Origin of the sequence: Rhodococcus sp. BE178, assembly GCF_050433545.1 — a bacterium.
Classification (GTDB): domain Bacteria; phylum Actinomycetota; class Actinomycetes; order Mycobacteriales; family Mycobacteriaceae; genus Prescottella.
Map to the genome: position 1 here is coordinate 147,346 of NZ_JBNPXA010000004.1, position 16,301 is coordinate 163,646.

Annotated in this window: 17 protein-coding genes; 7 read left to right on the forward strand and 10 right to left on the reverse strand. The window is 68.1% G+C overall.

Annotation, left to right across the window (positions count from 1 at the left end; translation table 11 throughout):
* The first annotated feature begins 14 nt into the window (after positions 1 to 14).
* Positions 15 to 794, forward strand: coding sequence for an SDR family oxidoreductase (locus tag J2X34_RS09960; protein WP_429516908.1), 780 nt, complete (start codon positions 15 to 17; stop codon positions 792 to 794).
* 133 nt (positions 795 to 927) lie between these two features.
* Here the strand turns inward: J2X34_RS09960 and J2X34_RS09965 are convergent, their stop codons facing one another.
* The 8 genes from J2X34_RS09965 to J2X34_RS10000 form a co-directional block, all read right to left on the reverse strand.
* Positions 928 to 1,743, reverse strand: a complete 816-nt coding sequence (locus J2X34_RS09965) for a MaoC/PaaZ C-terminal domain-containing protein (protein WP_114722148.1) — start codon at positions 1,741 to 1,743, stop codon at positions 928 to 930.
* A gap of 25 nt (positions 1,744 to 1,768) precedes the next feature.
* On the reverse strand, positions 1,769 to 2,947 hold the full coding sequence (locus tag J2X34_RS09970; protein ID WP_114722149.1) for a lipid-transfer protein: 1,179 nt from the start codon (positions 2,945 to 2,947) through the stop codon (positions 1,769 to 1,771).
* On the reverse strand, positions 2,947 to 3,396 hold the full coding sequence (locus J2X34_RS09975; protein WP_114722150.1) for a MaoC family dehydratase: 450 nt from the start codon (positions 3,394 to 3,396) through the stop codon (positions 2,947 to 2,949). The genes J2X34_RS09970 and J2X34_RS09975 overlap by 1 nt, the downstream gene beginning before the upstream one ends.
* The gene (locus J2X34_RS09980; RefSeq protein WP_429516911.1) at positions 3,393 to 4,505 is read right to left on the reverse strand and encodes an acyl-CoA dehydrogenase family protein; all 1,113 of its coding nucleotides are present in this window, start codon (positions 4,503 to 4,505) and stop codon (positions 3,393 to 3,395) included. Before J2X34_RS09980 ends, J2X34_RS09975 begins: the two co-directional genes overlap by 4 nt.
* A complete protein-coding gene (locus J2X34_RS09985; RefSeq protein ID WP_429516913.1) occupies positions 4,505 to 5,497 on the reverse strand; it encodes a bifunctional MaoC family dehydratase N-terminal/OB-fold nucleic acid binding domain-containing protein in 993 nt (330 codons plus the stop codon). Before J2X34_RS09985 ends, J2X34_RS09980 begins: the two co-directional genes overlap by 1 nt.
* A complete protein-coding gene (locus J2X34_RS09990) occupies positions 5,494 to 6,660 on the reverse strand; it encodes an acyl-CoA dehydrogenase family protein (protein WP_429516915.1) in 1,167 nt (388 codons plus the stop codon). The genes J2X34_RS09985 and J2X34_RS09990 overlap by 4 nt, the downstream gene beginning before the upstream one ends.
* A 179-nt stretch (positions 6,661 to 6,839) precedes the next feature.
* Positions 6,840 to 7,685, reverse strand: coding sequence for an SDR family NAD(P)-dependent oxidoreductase (locus tag J2X34_RS09995; RefSeq protein ID WP_429516917.1), 846 nt, complete (start codon positions 7,683 to 7,685; stop codon positions 6,840 to 6,842).
* 1 nt (position 7,686) lies between these two features.
* Positions 7,687 to 9,327: an AMP-binding protein gene (locus J2X34_RS10000; protein ID WP_429517187.1), complete on the reverse strand. Its 1,641-nt coding sequence runs from the start codon at positions 9,325 to 9,327 to the stop codon at positions 7,687 to 7,689.
* 346 nt (positions 9,328 to 9,673) lie between these two features.
* On the opposite strand from J2X34_RS10000, the gene J2X34_RS10005 reads away from it, so the two are divergent.
* The 6 genes from J2X34_RS10005 to J2X34_RS10030 are packed head-to-tail and all read left to right on the forward strand — an operon-like array spanning position 9,674 to position 14,450.
* Positions 9,674 to 11,341 carry a class I adenylate-forming enzyme family protein gene (locus J2X34_RS10005; RefSeq protein ID WP_114723149.1) on the forward strand — a complete coding sequence of 556 codons (1,668 nt, stop codon included), beginning with the start codon at positions 9,674 to 9,676 and terminating at the stop codon, positions 11,339 to 11,341.
* Positions 11,338 to 11,820 (forward strand): nuclear transport factor 2 family protein, encoded by a 483-nt coding sequence (locus J2X34_RS10010; RefSeq protein WP_429516920.1) that lies wholly within the window; start codon positions 11,338 to 11,340, stop codon positions 11,818 to 11,820. Before J2X34_RS10005 ends, J2X34_RS10010 begins: the two co-directional genes overlap by 4 nt.
* A gap of 39 nt (positions 11,821 to 11,859) precedes the next feature.
* Positions 11,860 to 12,201, forward strand: coding sequence for an EthD domain-containing protein (locus J2X34_RS10015; RefSeq protein ID WP_429516922.1), 342 nt, complete (start codon positions 11,860 to 11,862; stop codon positions 12,199 to 12,201).
* Positions 12,202 to 12,245: 44 nt separating this feature from the next.
* Positions 12,246 to 13,166 carry a TIGR03619 family F420-dependent LLM class oxidoreductase gene (locus J2X34_RS10020; RefSeq protein ID WP_429516924.1) on the forward strand — a complete coding sequence of 307 codons (921 nt, stop codon included), beginning with the start codon at positions 12,246 to 12,248 and terminating at the stop codon, positions 13,164 to 13,166.
* Positions 13,163 to 13,681, forward strand: a complete 519-nt coding sequence (locus J2X34_RS10025; protein ID WP_258558035.1) for a nuclear transport factor 2 family protein — start codon at positions 13,163 to 13,165, stop codon at positions 13,679 to 13,681. The genes J2X34_RS10020 and J2X34_RS10025 overlap by 4 nt, the downstream gene beginning before the upstream one ends.
* Before the next feature lie 31 nt (positions 13,682 to 13,712).
* Entirely contained in the window at positions 13,713 to 14,450 is a 738-nt protein-coding gene (locus tag J2X34_RS10030) for a helix-turn-helix domain-containing protein (protein ID WP_114723153.1), read from the forward strand.
* Here the strand turns inward: J2X34_RS10030 and J2X34_RS10035 are convergent.
* Both J2X34_RS10035 and J2X34_RS10040 read right to left on the reverse strand, forming a co-directional pair.
* Entirely contained in the window at positions 14,387 to 14,776 is a 390-nt protein-coding gene (locus J2X34_RS10035) for a VOC family protein (protein WP_429516926.1), read from the reverse strand. The genes J2X34_RS10030 and J2X34_RS10035 overlap by 64 nt on opposite strands.
* Before the next feature lie 258 nt (positions 14,777 to 15,034).
* Positions 15,035 to 16,105, reverse strand: a complete 1,071-nt coding sequence (locus J2X34_RS10040) for a hypothetical protein (protein WP_429516928.1) — start codon at positions 16,103 to 16,105, stop codon at positions 15,035 to 15,037.
* Positions 16,106 to 16,301: the final 196 nt, after the last annotated feature.

The following is a 16,301-nucleotide window of genomic DNA, read 5'->3' on the forward strand; positions in this document are numbered from 1 at the left end:
GAAAGGCAGTTCGCGTGAACTACCCCAACCCTGTCGACTTCACCGGCCGGTCCGTGGTCGTCACCGGCGGAACCAAGGGCATCGGCTTCGCCATCGCCGAACACTTCCTGCGGGCCGGCGCCGACGTGCTGGTGTGTGCCCGCAACGAGCCGGAGAACCTGCCCTCGGTCGACGGCCGCACCGCGGCCTTCCGCGCCGTCGACGTCCGCGACCCCGCCGACGCCACGGCCCTGATCCAGGATGCGGTCGATCGCTTCGGGCGCCTCGACGTGCTGGTCAACAACGCCGGCGGCTCGCCGGACGCCGATGCCGCCACGGTGTCGCCGCGTTTCGTGGAGAGGATTGTCGCACTCAACCTGCTGGCGCCGTACTACATGGCGCAGGCCGCGAATCTCGTCATGCGCGAGCAGGAGACGGGCGGCGCGATCGTGAACATCGGCAGCGTCTCCGCGCATCAGCCGCAGCCCGGCACCGCGGCGTACACCGCGGCGAAGGCCGGCCTGCTGGCACTCACGAAGGCCCTGGCTCTCGAATGGGCACCCAAGGTGCGCATCAACCACATCACCACCGGGCTGATCCGCACCGAGGCCGCGGCATCGGTGTACGGCGAGGACGGCGGCGCCGCCGTCACCCGCACGCTGCCGATCGAGCGCATGGCGGTTCCGTCGGACATCGCGAAGGCCTGCCTGTTCCTGGGCAGCGACCTGTCGTCGTACGTCAACGGCGCCGATCTGGCCGTCCACGGCGGCGGCGAGTACCCGGCCCGCTACATGGCCACACACCCCGAGATCTGACGCATCGCGAGTCGGCGGAATGAAAACAGCTGCGGGAGCACGATTTCGTCGAGTGCTCCCGCAGCTGAAGTCGTGGCCGAATGTCACATGCGTTCAATCTGATTGAACGCATGTGACATTCGGTCGTTGCGGGCTACTTGGTGAAGACCGCGTAACCGCCGGAGATCGCAGCCTTGCCCTCGCGGACGAGCTCGAACGACAGACCCGACGCGTCGCCCCATGCCTGCAGATCCGCGGTGTCACCGGGGAACATCGGCGCGGCGAAGCGGCCCTGCAGCTCGGTCAGGTCGGCCGGGTGCACCCCGAGCTCCTTCGCGAGCGGCAACGTCGACGCGGCGAGCGTGCACAGTCCGTGCATGATCGGGCGCGGCTGTCCGATGCCGGCGGCGGCCGCCGGATCGATGTGAATGTGGTGGCGGTCGCCGGTGAGGCGGTACAGCGCGGCCACGTTGAACGCGGTCTCGAGCTGGGCCGTCACGTTGGCGTCACCCTCCGGCGCCGGCGGCTTGGACGGGCCACGCTCGCCACCGAATCCGCCTGCGCCCGGGGCGAACAGGGACCAGGTCGCCACGAAGTACTCGCACTCGACCTTGACCTCGAACACCGCCGCGGCGCCCTTGTCCCAGACCTCGCCGACACTGGCCTTCAGCGTGACCTCACCGCTGCGGGGCAGCGGTGCGAGCACCTTCAGCTCCTGCGAGCCGTGCAGCGCGGTCTTCATGTCGAAGGCGCCGCGCTGGCCCAGCTCGTCGGGGGCCCACTGGGCCAGGGTCAACGCGAACGTCGGCAGCACCCGCAGCCGGTCCTCCATCACGAGGTCCAGATCGGTGGCCTTCGCACCCACGGCGAGCGCGTACAGGATCGCGTCGCGCTCGTCGTAGCTCACCGTGCGGGTGCCGAGGTCGACCCCACGCCACGCGCCGGCCGGCTTCTGCTCCACTGCCGTCATTCTTCGGTCCTTCCAGGTAATTCGGTCAGGCGACGCCGAGAATCAGGCCGGACGTGGGAACCGCGGTTCCCGCCGTGACGAGCATGTTCTCGACGTTCTCGGGCTGGTTGGTGGACGTGCCCCGCAGCACCCGGACCGCCTCGGCGATGCCGTTGACGCCGTGCAGGTACGCCTCACCGACCTGGCCGCCGTGCGTGTTGCTCGGCAGCCGTCCACCGATCTCCAGATTGCCCTCGCGGATGAAGTCCTTGGCCTCGCCGGGACGGCAGAAACCGAGTTCCTCGAGCTGCGGGAGCACCAGAGGGGTGAAGTGGTCGTAGAGGATCGCCGCATTGATGTCGTCCGGCGTCAGACCGGCCTGCGCGTACAGCTGGCGGCCGACCAGACCCATCTCCGGGATGCCGGTGATGTCGGGACGGTAGTAGCTCGCCATCATGTGCTGGTCCTTGCCCGAACCCTGCGCGGCACCCTTGATGATCGCGGGCTTGTTGCGCAGGTCCTTGGCGCGCTCGGCCGAGACGATGACGAGGGCCTGACCGCCGTCGGTCTCCTGGCAGCAGTCGAGCAGGTGCAGCGGTTCGGCGATCCACCGGGAGTTCTGGTGGTCCTCGAGCGTGATGGGCTTGCCGTAGAACCACGCCTTCGGGTTGTTCGCAGCATGCTTGCGCGCCACGACAGCAACCCGACCGAAATCCTCACTCGTGGCACCGTACTGGTACATGTACCGGCGAGCGAACATCGCGACCCACTGGGCGGGAGTCGACAGTCCCTGCGGGGTCAGCCATGCGTACGCTGCGCGGTCGGCGGTGCTGTCCATCGGGCGGTCGTGCTGGCCCGCGCCGAAGCGCATTCCGGAGCGTTCGTTGAACGCACGGTAGACCACCACGACGTCGGCGATGCCGGTCGCGACGGCCATCGCCGCCTGCTGCACCGACGCGCACGCCGCGCCGCCGCCGTAACCGATCCGGGAGAAGAACTTGAGCTCCCCGAGCCCGCAGTTGCGGGCCACGAGGATCTCGCCGTTGGTCTCCATCGTGAAGGTGGTCAGACCGTCGACCTCGGACGGGTCGATACCGGCGTCCGCGAGCGCGGCCGTGACGGCCTCGCACGCGAGCTGCAGCTCGGAGCGGCCGGACTTCTTCGAGAACTCGGTGGCGCCGATACCGACGATCGCGGCGGCACCCGAGAGCGGGCTGACGGCCATCAGGCGTCCTTTCCTTCGCTGGCAGCGGGGTACGCGACCGTGACGGTGCCGGCGAGGTGGTTGCCGAGGCTGTTCGCGCCCTGCACCTTCACCTCGACGAGGCCGTTCTCCTTCGAGACGACCTCACCGGTCATGGTCATGGTGTCGCCCGGGTAGTTCGGGGCGCCCAGACGGATCTTCACCCGACGCACCGTCGCGAACGGTCCGGCCCAGTCCGTCACGAACCGCCCCGCCAGCCCGTTGCTGGTGAGGATGTTCATGAACACGTCCTTGGAGCCGCGCTCGCGCGCCAGCTCGGGATCGTGATGCACGTCCTGGAAGTCGCGCGTCGCGATCGCGGTGGACACGATGAGCGTGCGGGTCAACGGGATTGCCAGCTCGGGCAGCACCTCGCCGACCGCGATGTCGTCGTAGCTGCGCCCGGTCAGCGCGGGCACGGTGGTGGTCATGCGACCACCTCGACACCGGCGGCGAGCTGCTCGCCGAGACGGGCGAGGTCGGACGCCGAGCCACCGAGGGTGGCGCCGATCTGCTTGCCCCACAGCAGGTGCCGGTGCACCGGGTAGTCGGTGTCGACACCCATGCCGCCGTGGACGTGCGTGGTGCGGTGCACCACGCGCTGGCCGCCGTCGGTGGCCCACCACTTCGCGACGAGCACCGACGTGCCGGGTTCCTGGTCCTCGGCGAGCAGCCACGCGGCCTGCCACAGCGTCACGCGCATCGCTTCGAGGTCGATGTAGCAATCGGCCAGCTGGTGGTTGACGGCCTGGAACGTCGCGAGCGGACGCCCGAACTGCATGCGGCCGTTGAGGTACGTGACGGCCTGCTGCACGGCACCGGAGCCGACGCCGAGCTGGATCGCGGCGAGAGCGAGCTCGACGCGGTCGAGCAGCCACTGGGCGGTGTTGCCGTCTGCGGGGCCGAGCAGCTCCGCGGGAGCCGACTCGAGCGTGACGTTGCCGCAGATCTCCCAGTTGGTGGAGTGCGTCTGCTCCACCGTGACACCGTCGGCCGCCAGGTCGACGACGAACAGCGCCGCACCGGACGGCGTGGTGGCCGAGACGATCGCGCGGTCCGCGACGTGCGTGATCGGGACGACGGCCTTGGCGCCGGTCAGCGTCCACTGGCCGCCGGCCTCGGTGGCCGTGGTCTGCGGGTCGCCCGCGACGTACGGGCCGAACTCCTCGAGACCGATCGTCAGGAAGCTCGTGCCCTCGGCGACACCGGGAACCAGCGCGGTGCGCTGGGCGTCGGAGCCGAACTCGGCGACCGCGAGGGCCGCGAGGGCCGACTGCCAGATCGGCACGGGCGCAACGTGGTGGCCCTGCTGCTCGAGCAGCACGTACAGCTCCGACAGGCCCATGCCGCCGCCGCCGAGATCCTCGGGCAGCGCGATGCCGAGCAGGCCCGTGTTCGCGAGTTCGCGCCACAGGTCGCGGTCGATGCGCTCGTCGCTCAGTTCGACCTGCTTGACCCGGTCGATGTCGGCCTTGCTGGTGAAGACCTCGTCGGCGAGGTTGCGAATCGCCTCTTGCTCTTCGCTGAAGTTGAAGTCCATCAGGAGTCCTCCCGTGCGGCCGGCCGGAACGCGGGCAGCGTCAGATCCGGGTCGGCGTCGATCCAGTCCAGTTCCACCGGCATGCCGATCTCGACGTCGTCCGGCGCGACGCCGGTCATGTTCGCGATCAGGCGGGTGCCCTCTTCGAGTTCGATGGTCGCCACGACGAGCGGGTACTCGAACCCGGGGATCTGCGGATGGTGGTTGACAACAAAGCTGTAGACGATGCCGCGGCCCGAGGCGTCGACGGTGTCCCAGTCGAGCGACTGGCACGCACCGCACATCGGTCCGGTGGGATGGCGCAGCACACCGCAGTTCGCGCAGCGCTGGATCACCAGGCGGTGCTCCTTGGCGGCCTCGAACCAGAAGGCGTTGTCGGCGTTGAGCGCCGGACGCGGGCGCAGGCCCGGGATCGCCCCCGAGGACTTCCCTGCCTTCTCCGCCTTCTCTGCCGGCTTCTCGACGGGCTTCTCGCTGCCCTTCGGCTTGAACCGCAGGGTGCGCCAGCGCTGCGTCGCGACGACCTCGTCGTCACCGTTGCGGTATGTCTTCAGCGTCGTGACGAAGTGCCCGACACCGAGGCCCGTCTTCTTCTCCTCCGAGATCGACTCGATCACCTCGGTGAGCGAAACCCGGTCGCCGGGACGCAGTTCCACGAAGAACTCGAAGTCCGAGTCGGTCGCGACGACGGACGTGAAGCCCGCCTCGTCGAGCGTGGCGATCAGGTCGGTCCACACCTGCGACGGGTCGTTGTTCGCCATCTTGTCGTTGAAGGTGCGCATGGTCCACACCTGCGCCATCAGCGCGGGCGCGACCGCGCCGTCACGCCCGGTGGCGCGCGCGGCGTCATCGTCAAGGTAGATGGGGCTGGTGTCGCCCATCGTCTCGACCCAGTGACGGATCATCGGGGTGTTGACCTCGTCCGGGCCCCACGTCGTGGGCGTCAGGACCTGACCCTCGAATGCCCCGAGCTTGGTGAGGAATTCGCTCACTTGACCCTCTTCTCTCGCACCAGGCCCAGGCCCATCGTGCCGACCATGTCGCGCAGCACCTCGTTGACGCCGCCACCGAACGTGTTGACCATGCCCTGCCGAGAGATCTGCTCGATCTGACCGGCCAGCAGCGCACCCGGCGACTCGGGGCGGATGCGACCCGCGGCGCCGAGGATGCCGAGCAGCATGCGGTACACGTCGATGTGGGTCTCGGTGCCGTAGGCCTTGGTGGCACCGGCGTCCGCGCCGGACAGCTTGTCCGCCGCGACGGCCGCCGTCATCTTCCAGTTGAGCAGGCGCATCGCCTCGAGCTTGGCGTGCGTGCGTGCGAACTCCTGCTGCACCCACGGGATCTCGATGGTGCCGTTCGCCTTGGCCCAGTCCAGAACCTGGTGCCACAGGCCGTAGGTGCGGCCGCCGATCGCTGCGAGGCCGATGCGCTCGTGGTTGAGCTGCGCGGCGATCAGCTGCCAGCCGCCGTTGACCTCACCGATGACGTCCTTCTGCGGCACCCGGATGCCGCTGTAGTACGTCGAGGTGACCATCAGGCCACCGACCGTGTTGATGGGCGACCACGAGAAGCCGGGGTCGTCGGTGGGCACGACGAGGATCGAGATGCCCTTGTGCTTGGGGGCCTCGGGATCGGTGCGGCACGCGAGCCACACGTAGTCGGCGGTGTTGGCGCCGGAGGTGAAGATCTTGTTGCCGTCGACCACCCACTCCTCGCCGTCGAGGACGGCGCGGGTCTTGAGCGACGCGAGGTCGGTGCCGGCCTCGGGCTCGGTGTAGCCGATCGCGAAGACGATGTCGCCCGCGAGGATCCCCGGCAGGAAGCGTTCCTTCTGCTCCTCGGTCCCGTACTTCATCAGCGTCGGGCCGACGGTGTTCACCGTGACGAACGGGAACGGCAGACCGGCGCGCTGCACCTCGTCGAAGAACACGAACTGTTCCTCGATGGAACGCCCCTGTCCGCCGTACTCCTCGGGCCAGCCGATGCCGAGCCAGCCGTCCTGGCCGAGCAGCTTGACGACCTCACGGAAGTACTCGCCGCCCACGCCCTGCTCACCGGCCGCGCGGCGCTTCTCCGCAGGCAGCAGGTTCGCGAAGTACTCGCGCAGCTCCTTGCGGAGCGCGAGCTGCTCGGGGGATTCCCTCAAATCCATCGTTACTCCTCTAATACCGAACGACGTCGTTTACCAAAGGCAGACAGTCGCCGGGTTCCGGGCGACTGTCTGCCTGCGTTGTCCCGGACGCTAGCGACCGAGCCGAATCCTCGGGTCACACATCTCGCACAGCGGGAATCGCGACCCAACCTGCACTCGGGCGACTCCGAGACGCCCGGTCAGGGCGCGGTGGAATCAGTGAAATCATTCACCAGCTTGGGCGCCCAGACCACCCTTCCGAGAAAACGCTCGGCGTCGGGTGCGGTGGCCAGCCACACGGCCGCCGCGGCGGGCACGGTCGCCGGAACCGAGTCGAAACCGGCGTCCTCGATCTTGTCGGTACCGCCACGCGCCTTGCCGGACTCGGTGACGACGAACCCGGGGCTGAGGTTGAACGCGCGGATGCCACGTCCGCGGTACTCCGCGTTGACCGCACCGGCGAGGCGGCCGAACGCCGCCTTCGACGCGGCGTACGCCACGCCCCAACCGCCCTCGCCGGGCGCCGCCGGCGGATCGGTGGTCGCCGAACCGGACACCAGATTGACGATCACGCCGTCACCGCCGTCGACCATCGACGGCAGCACCCGCTGGATCAGCGCCAACTGGTGCAGGTAGTTTCCCCGCACCATCACCTCGGCGTCGTCGAGGCGAAGGTCGAGGATGCGCTCCATGTGACCGGCAGTCTGGGCGTAGGCGTTGTTGACGAGGACATCAACACGGCCCCACTCGCGCAGCACCTCGTCGGCGGCGCCGACAACCGAATCCCGATCGAGCAGATCCATCGGGATCGGCAACGCCCGGGCCCCGCACGCCTCGATCTCCGCGGACGTGGTCTCGAGGCTGCCCGGCACCGCGAGCAGACCCTCGCCCTCCGCGCGGGTGCGGGGCGTCACCGCACCCTCTCCCTCGCGGACCGTACGGGCGGTGATCGCAACGTCGAAACCCTTGCGCGCGAACGCGAGCGCGATCTCGCGGCCGATGCCGCGGCTCGCCCCGGTGACGAGGGCAACCTTGCGTGTCGTCATCTCACACGCCCAGGAAACGCGTCCGGCCGAACTCGACGAACTCGGCCTCGAGCGCGGTCTTGTCCTCGTCGGTCATCTGCGTGTAGACCGGCGCGCCGCGGCCCACCCAACGGTAGACCGGCTCGTCGGTGCGCCACAGTTCGGCCTGCAGCTCACGCTTGAGGACCTTGTTGGAGCCGGTGATCGGCAGGTTCGTCGACACCCGGATGAAGCGCGGAGTCGCCTTGGAACCCAGATCGTCCTGGACGGCAAGGTATTCCGCGAAATTCACGGGGTCGAAGGTGTCGAGCGAATCCACCTCGATCGCAGCCATCACCTGGTCGCCGGACCGCGAGTCGGGGATCGCGTACACGCCCGTCGCGATGACCTCGGGGTGGCGACGCAGGACACGCTCGATCATCAGGGCGGAGGTGTTCTCGCCGTCGACGCGGATCCAGTCACCCTTGCGGCCCGCGAAGTAGATGAAGCCGGCCTCGTCGACGTAGCCGAGGTCGCCGGTCCAGTACCAACCGTGCTTGATTCGGTCGGCGTCGGCGACGTCGTTCTTGTAGTAGCCCTCGAACGCGCGAGCGCCCTCCTTGTTGATCATCTCGCCGATGGCCTCGTCCGGGTTCAGCACCCGGCCGTGCTCGTCGAGGATCGCGCGCACGCACTCCTCCCGCGTCTCGGGGTTGACGACGGCGATGCCCGCGTGTGCGGGACGGCCGAGCGCGCCCTCCGGGGCCTCCGGATCGAGCTTGACCGAACCGGCACCCTCCGACGAACCGTAGCCCTCGAACAACTCCGCACCGAAGCGGCGCACGAACTCGACCTTGTCCTCGGGCGACGCCTCGGTGCCGAAGCCGCGCTCGAGCTTGTTGTCCTTGTCGTCGGGCTGCTCCGGGGTCGCCATCAGGTAGGCCAACGCCTTACCGACGTACGTGAAGAACGTGGCACCGAAGAACTTCACGTCGGGCAGGAAGCCCGACGCCGAGAACTTGCGGGCCTCGGGCAGGCAGACGGTGGCACCGTTCGCCAGCGCCGGGGCCCACAGCGCCATCAGCGCGTTACCGTGGAACAGCGGCATGCAGCAGTAGTCGACGTCGTCGCGGTGGTGCCCGTACTTCGCGGTGTTCGCGTACGCGAGGCGGGAGAGCCGGCCCTGGCTGCACTTGACGCCCTTGGACATGCCGGTGGTGCCCGACGTGAACAGCAGCAGGAACAGGTTGTCCTCGTCGATGCCGTCCGCGATCGCGGGCTCGACCCGGTGGGCGTCGAGGCGGTCCTGGTAGTCCGGGGCGTCGATCAGAATGAACCTGTCGTCGGCCAGGCCGAGGTCGAGGCCCTTCAGCTTCGCCATGCCCTCGGCGTCGGTAACGATCAACTGGCAGTCCACGTAACGGATCTCGGCCTCGAGTTCCGCCGAGCCGCGGGTGGGGTTGATGCCGACGACCGTGCCGCCGGTGAGGGCCGCGCCGCCGAGCCAGAACAGGAAGTCCGGCACGTTCTCGAGGAGGATGCCGATGTGGAACGGGCCGTCCACGCGCAGCGACTGCGCGAGAGCGCCGCGCGCGGCGCTCTCGCGGACCACCTCGTCCCACGTCCAGTTCTGCTCACGGGTACGGACACCGAGCTGCTGGTCACCGAGGCGATCGAGGAGCATCTCGGCAATCGTCGTGCGTTCCAACTCATTCTCTCCTGTCGCAGCGCCGGTAGGCGCGTTGCTTCTGACTGCGGGCTGTGTAGGCGGGTCAGCCATCCGTGGGCCGGCCGCGGACCGGACCTTCCGGTTCGATCCACCAGCCATGTTCCTTTCGCGAAAAGTAGCCTCGGGCTGTCGCGCAGATCACCGTTAGTCTCGCTGAGTGGTAACTCGTCCCGCCGAACCTTCCCGACATGAGAAATTGCCGTGAGAAACCCGTCACACCCCATGTCCCGAGCCTGGCACCTGGGCGTTCACGCGCAGGCAGTGACAGGAACGACACTGTGACACGGACGAAAGGTCACTCATGACTGCCCCCGCAGATCCGCAACTGCACCTGGACCAGGTCATGTCTCGTCTGATCGGTCCCGGCGGACCGTTCGAGATCGTCGAGGAAGAGGTCCTCGGCACCCGGATGCCGGTCATGAAGAACCGCAGCAAGGCCGTGGGCGATCTGCTCGCCGACTCGGTCAAGTGGGGCGACCGCGATTACCTCGTCACCGAGGACCGCCGGGTCTCGTACACCCAGCACGCCGCCGACGCGTACGCACTGGCCGCGGCCCTGAGCGAGCGCTACGGCGTCACCAAGGGCGACCGCGTCGGGATCCTCGCCGCCAACACCCCGGAGTGGGTGAGCACCTTCTGGGCAACGCAGGCGCTCGGCGCCATCACCGTCGGCCTCAACGGCTGGTGGGTGCCGCGCGAGATCGAGTACGGCCTGCAGCACAGCACCCCGAAGGTCGTGGTCGTCGACGCCAAGCGCGCGGATGCCCTCGCCGGGCTCGACACCTCCGGCGTCACCGTGCTGACCATGGAGGAGGACCTGCCGCGGCTCATCGCCGAGTTCGCCGGCGCGGCCCGCCCCGTCGTGGACATCGACGAGGACGATCCGTCGGTCATCCTCTACACGTCCGGCACCAGCGGACGCCCCAAGGGCGCGCTGCACTCGCACCGCAACCTGCTGGCGGTGGTCGACTACCACCGTTTCAGCGACTCGATCATGGCCGCGTTCACGGGCAAGCCCAGCGACCCGAACGCCCCCAGCGACCTGCGCTATCTGCTCACCTCGCCGCTGTTCCACATCGCGAGCCTGCACAACCTCGTGGTCCCGCGCCTCGCGACCGGCAGCGCCGTCGTCATGAACCAGGGCCCGTTCGACGTCGATCGGATCCTCGGTCTCATCGAGCGGGAGCGGGTGACGAACTGGGGCGCCGTCCCGACGATGGCTTCCCGACTCCTCGAGCACGGCAATCTGGACAAGTACGACCTGTCCTCGCTGACCTCGTTCTCGCTGGCCTCTGCGCCGTCGTCGATCGCGTTCAAGGACCGGCTCCGCGAGCAGGTTCCCTTCGCCCGCAACGCCCTCGTCGACAGCTACGGCCTCACCGAGTGCAGCACCGCGATCGCCGTCGCCAGCTCCGCCGAGCTCGAGGAGTACCCGGGCACGCTGGGCCGGCCGATCATCACGGTCAGCATGGAGATCCGCGACCCGTTCGGCGAGTGGCTGCCGGACGGCCTCGAGGGCGAGGTGTGCGTCCGCAGCCCGTTCGTGATGCTCGGCTACTGGAACGACCCCGACGCGACCGCGGCCTCGATCACCTCCGATCGCTGGCTGCGGACCGGCGACTACGGCGTCGTCGAGAACGGTCGCCTGCGGCTCACCGGGCGTCGCTCGGACCTGATCCTGCGGGGCGGCGAGAACGTGTACCCCACGGAGATCGAGCAGACCCTCGACGAGCACCCCGCCGTCCAGGAGTGCGCGGTGATCGGCACGCCGCATCCCGATCTGGGCCAGGAGGTCTCGGCCGTGGTCGTGGTCGCCGAGGGCCACACGGTCACCGAGGAGGAACTGCGCGAGTTCGCATCCGAGCGGCTGTCGTACTTCAAGGTGCCGACCAAGTGGCGCCTCACGACGGACCTGTTGCCGCGCAACGCGACCGGCAAGATGATCCGACGAGAGATCAGCGTGCAGTGACCCCCTACACGCTCGAGCGACTGGGCGCTGTCGAGGCGGTCCGCGATCTCGCTCACCGGTACACGCACCTCATCGACGAGGGACGGCTGGAGGAGGTCGCGGAGCTCTTCACGCGGGCGGTGTACGGACAATGCGACGGTGACGGGACCCCGGTGGGGTCGGTGCGTGACTCCGACCCCGCCGGCGTGCTGGCCGCGTGCCGCGGCTTCATCCGGATGCACGGCACGCCGCCGCGTCCGGGCACCAAGCACGTCGTCACCAACCTGCGGGTCGACGTCGCCGACGACTACCGCACCGCGACCTCCCTCTCGTACTTCACGGTGCTGCAGGCGACGGAAGCGCTCCCCCTGCAGCCGATCCTGGCGGGCCGGTACTTCGACGCCTTCGCCGTCCGCGACGGCGAGTGGGTGTTCACGCAGCGGCTCACGTGCATCGACCTGGTCGGGGATCTCGGCGAGCACGCGAAGCGCACTCTGTGAGAATCTCTCCCCTCAATTGATCTCGACGAGGAAGACTCCATGTTCAAAGCTGTAGCCCTGCTCGCGCGTAAGTCCGAACTGACCCGCGAGCAGTTCGTCGAGCACTACGAGACCGTCCATGTCCCGCTGATCCTGCGGTCGTTCCCGCAGATCAAGAAGTACCGCCGCAACTTCGTCGACCTCACCGACAGCGTGCGGGCTCCGGGCGTGGCCGATCCGAGCTTCGACGTCATCACCGAGATGTGGTTCGAGGACCGCGCCGGCTACGACGCGATGCTCGCCGCGCACGCCGATCCCGCGATCGGCGGGCCGGTCGCCGAGGACGCGAACCTCTTCCTCGACATGTCGAGGACCCTTCAGTTCATCGTCGATGAACGCTAGCCGAGCGCGAGCTGCGCAGGAGTAGCCGCGAGAACAGGAGCACCATGCAGGTCGGTCTGAACATTCTCGGCGCCGAGAATCTCTACGGCGGGCAGATCCGCCCGGTGCTCCGGCTGGCGGCGGACGCGGACCGCGCGGGAGTCGACGTGATCTCCACCGGTGATCACATCGGCTTCAACGCGGCCGCGCACGCGCAGCGCGTCGAGACCAACGGCTTTCCCTTCCCGCTGGAGCACGATTGGTACGAGCCGCTTTCGCTGCTCTCCTCCGTCGCCGCGGTCACCGATCGAGTGCTGCTCAATGTCTCGGTCCTGATCGCGACCGTCCGCCCACCGGTACTGCTCGCCAAGCAGATCGCCACGCTCGACGCCATCTCCGGCGGCCGTGCCGCGATCGGGATGGGCGTCGGCTGGCAGGAGGCCGAATACACCGCCACCAACATGCCGTTCGATGCCCGCTTCGGCCGCATGGAGGACACCGTCCGCGCGTGCCGCGAGCTGTGGACCAAGGCTCCGGCGAACTTCCAGGGCCGCGAGTTCTCGTTCGCGGACTTCCACTCGCTGCCGTTCCCGGTCCAGGAGCGGGTGCCGGTGATCTTCGGGTTCGGTCCCAGCCGGCGCAACTTCGACCGCATCGCCCGCGTCGCCGACGGGTGGACCGTCAATCCCGCAGACATGCAGACGTTCTCGCAGAGCGTCTCCCTGCTGCGCGACACGTTCGCCGAGCACGGCCGCGACCCCGACTCCGCCGTCGTCCAGGTCTCGGTCGCACCCGAACGCCGCGACGACGGAACCGTGGACCTCGACGCGACCGCGGACAAGACCCACGCCTGGCACGACGCGGGCGCCACCGTCGCGGTGTTCCGTCCCGCGACATTCTGCACAGCGGGAGAAGAGGTTCCGCAGCTGATCGACTGGGCGGTAGGACTGAAGTCCACGACCGACGACACCCGGGAGGGCCAGTGACTACGACGGACCAGGCTGTAGCCGAACTGCTCGACAAGCAGGCCATCTACGAGGTGGTCATGCGCTACTGCCGCGGCATCGACCGACTCGATTTCGACCTGGTCCGCGACGCCTACCACCCGGACGCGATCGACCACCACACCGGATTCGACGGCAGCGTCGAGGATTTCATCACCTGGGTGCAGCCGAAGCTGCGGGCTATCGGCGGCACGATGCACCACATCGGCAACCACCTCGTGGAACTGCACGGCGACTACGCGGTGAGCGAGGCGTACTCGACGGCGGCGCACTGGGGCGGTGGCGACGGGATCGGCATGGTCAACTTCACCAGCGGCTGCCGCTACGTGGACCTCATGGAACGCCGTGACGGTAGGTGGGCCATCGCCGAGCGTTGGGCGGTCCGCGAATGGACCCGCTCCGACGCCGGCCGCCTGACGCTGCCGGAGAGCGACGGCCCCCGCGGGCGTCGCGACGGTACCGATCCGCTCGACGCCCTGCGCAGCCGGCTGGGCTGAGCCTGTCACCCACCCGTGCTGTACTGGCGTCGTGTACAGCGAGCATGCATCACCGGCGGTTCCCGGGGCGGTCGTGTGGCGCACTGTGCGCACCGCCGACGGGTCCGTGCTGCCGGACGGCTGCATGGACCTGGTGTGGCGGGACGGCGACGTCGTGGTGGCGGGTCCCGACACGCACCCGTTCACGGTGACCGCGTCGGCGGTGCCCGGTGTCGGCCTGCGCTTTCCGCCCGGCATGCTCCCCCACCTGCTCGGCGTGCCGGCCGCGCATCTGCGCGACCGGCGGGTCCCGCTCGCCGACGTGATCGGCCGCGGCCGCTCGACGAGATTGCGCGGGCTCGATCCCGCCGAGGCGTCGGGCGCCTTCGAGTCGTTCGGTCGGGCACGGCTGGCGGAGGTGGGGCCGCCGGATCCGGTGGTGACGACCACCGCACGACTGCTCGCGTCCGGCCGAACCGTCGCCGACGCCGCGGACACGGTCGGATTGTCCGCCCGCGCGCTGCACCGGCTCGGTACCCGTTCCTTCGGCTACGGGCCCAAGACGCTGGCCGGGATCCTGCGGCTGCAGCGGGCACGCGACCTCGCCGGGCTCGGGATCCCGTCCGCCGACGTCGCCGTGCGGTGCGGCTACGTGGACCAGGCGCACCTGATCCGGGAGTCGCGGCGGATCACCGGTCGTTCGTTCGGTGAGCTGACCGGCCGGGATCAGCCTGGCAGCGACGCGAACAGGTCGACGCCGTTGCCGTCGGGATCCTTGACCGTGGCGTAGCGCTGCCCCCACGGGGCGTCGAACGGTTCGACTCCGCCGTGCCCCGCCGCCGCGAGCCGCGCCCACACCTCGTCCACCTGGGCGGGGTCGTCGCACTCGAACGCGAGCGAGACGCGGGAGTCGCCCGTGGGCGGCGTGTACGGTCCGCCGAACGACTCGACCACCTCGACGGTGTCCCACATCAGCCGGACACCTCCGGCGTTCGTCTCGACGTGCGGTTGGCTCTCGGCATCGGCCGGAATCTCGAGGCCGAGGAGCCGGTAGAAGCGCAGCGACGCCGTGAGGTCCGTCGTCACCAGGCCGATCGCGTTCAGCTGAGGTTTCATACCGATCAGGCTAGGCGCGCCTCACCCACCAGGATTGGATCTTTCGGACAGCCCCGCCGATCGACGCCCGTCAGTCCGGCGTCCCACCTCGAACCGATGTCGCTGCCGTTCTCGGTGACGACCGTGACCGACCGGACAACCCGCGCCGCATACGGACACTTCCGGCGTTTCGCGCGAAAGAACCCTGATGCGAACGCCGTTGCTTGGCCGAGCCATGCGACGGTATGGGACGGGGCCTCTCGTGGTCCGAAACCGAGTTCAGCCAAACACCCACATTCGCGTGAGGATGCCCTGCAAGAGGGACTGCACCGCTCCCGCACCCACTCCGGTTGAGCGATCGCTGAATACCCAGATACCCGCGTTGAACGTGTACCCATGATCGCGACGTAGGGTGAACTCGAGTTCAGGGCCTGTGATCGGGTGGTTCTCCTGCCCACCTGACGATGATTCGTCTGGGTTGAACAAGCTTGAACCAACCCTGCTCCGCCATAGCTTCCGACTGGCACCCGTCAAGAACTTCCCGTCCTCGAATACCGTGAGCTCGAAACCGCCTTCGGACGTCGCGTTCGCCCCCACCCCGACTGCTCGGAGCTGAAACGTGAAGCGACCCGGATTGAGGACTGCGTGAGGAAATCTTTGCCCCGTGGTGTCCGATCTGAGGAAGACTCCAAATCCTGCATGCGCGTTCACAAACCCCGATGCTCCACCCGGTAGCGCGCCGGATCGGGCATCAAGTCCGAGGGTGCCGCTGGAACGATTTTGGAGAATGCTCTTCGGCGGATGACCGGCAGAATCGTGCCACGCCCATTGGAAATCGTATGGCGGTACAAATCCCACAGAGCCTGCGCGAACTGTTCCTAGATCTTCAGGCGAATACGGCATACCGGCCGCCACCGGTACGCCATGACCCATCGCGTCGATTACGTCGGGTTGCACGATCTGCTTGGTACGCAGCCCCGCAATTGCGTCGTCGGCGTGCAGATCTTCGCCAATCGGCTTGGCAATAGAACCACTGATCGATCTGGTCGCTTCAACTATCTCCGCCTCAGTGGAACGACGCTGCGCGACCGCCCCTGCAGAACGCTCCACCATTGCGGCGACCGATTGCTCTGCGATCTGCCGATCGGCGCTCGTCACACCATCACGAAACGAGAGTTGAAGCTCCGCTGAAGATGTCTTCGCCCTTGACCGTTCCGCTGTATCTGTCATGATCTCGTCCCCAATCACCCGGCTGGCGATATCTGGGTACCAGTCATCCGGTCCTGCGATTCCAAGCAGCCGGGACTCTCTGCCAGTATCCGTGATTGCATCGCAGTTGTCAGCGATCATGTGGCTACCAAACGACATGCGGCTCGGACCGACAGTCGACTGGGTTCACCCGCAGTGGTGGCGCCGTTCAGGTGTGGGGAGGCAGGGGCGGGTGGCGCGACCGATGCAAAGTCCGCAGCCGACATAGGCTGCAACAGTAAAACTCTGGAATCGAAGAGCGTTCGCGGCGTCAGCTCTTCTGGCCCACTGCATCATC

Bases quoted from the DNA above. Each gene is read 5' to 3' on its own strand.
- J2X34_RS09965 (WP_114722148.1), bottom strand. From the start codon at position 1,743: ATGACGGCAGTGGAGCAGAAGCCGGCCGGCGCGTGGCGTGGGGTCGAC.
- J2X34_RS09970 (WP_114722149.1), bottom strand. From the start codon at position 2,947: ATGGCCGTCAGCCCGCTCTCGGGTGCCGCCGCGATCGTCGGTATCGGC.
- J2X34_RS09975 (WP_114722150.1), bottom strand. From the start codon at position 3,396: ATGACCACCACCGTGCCCGCGCTGACCGGGCGCAGCTACGACGACATC.
- J2X34_RS09980 (WP_429516911.1), bottom strand. From the start codon at position 4,505: ATGGACTTCAACTTCAGCGAAGAGCAAGAGGCGATTCGCAACCTCGCC.
- J2X34_RS09990 (WP_429516915.1), bottom strand. From the start codon at position 6,660: ATGGATTTGAGGGAATCCCCCGAGCAGCTCGCGCTCCGCAAGGAGCTG.
- J2X34_RS09995 (WP_429516917.1), bottom strand. From the start codon at position 7,685: ATGACGACACGCAAGGTTGCCCTCGTCACCGGGGCGAGCCGCGGCATC.
- J2X34_RS10000 (WP_429517187.1), bottom strand. From the start codon at position 9,327: ATGCTCCTCGATCGCCTCGGTGACCAGCAGCTCGGTGTCCGTACCCGT.
- J2X34_RS10005 (WP_114723149.1), top strand. From the start codon at position 9,674: ATGACTGCCCCCGCAGATCCGCAACTGCACCTGGACCAGGTCATGTCT.
- J2X34_RS10015 (WP_429516922.1), top strand. From the start codon at position 11,860: ATGTTCAAAGCTGTAGCCCTGCTCGCGCGTAAGTCCGAACTGACCCGC.
- J2X34_RS10020 (WP_429516924.1), top strand. From the start codon at position 12,246: ATGCAGGTCGGTCTGAACATTCTCGGCGCCGAGAATCTCTACGGCGGG.
- J2X34_RS10035 (WP_429516926.1), bottom strand. From the start codon at position 14,776: ATGAAACCTCAGCTGAACGCGATCGGCCTGGTGACGACGGACCTCACG.
- J2X34_RS10040 (WP_429516928.1), bottom strand. From the start codon at position 16,105: ATGATCGCTGACAACTGCGATGCAATCACGGATACTGGCAGAGAGTCC.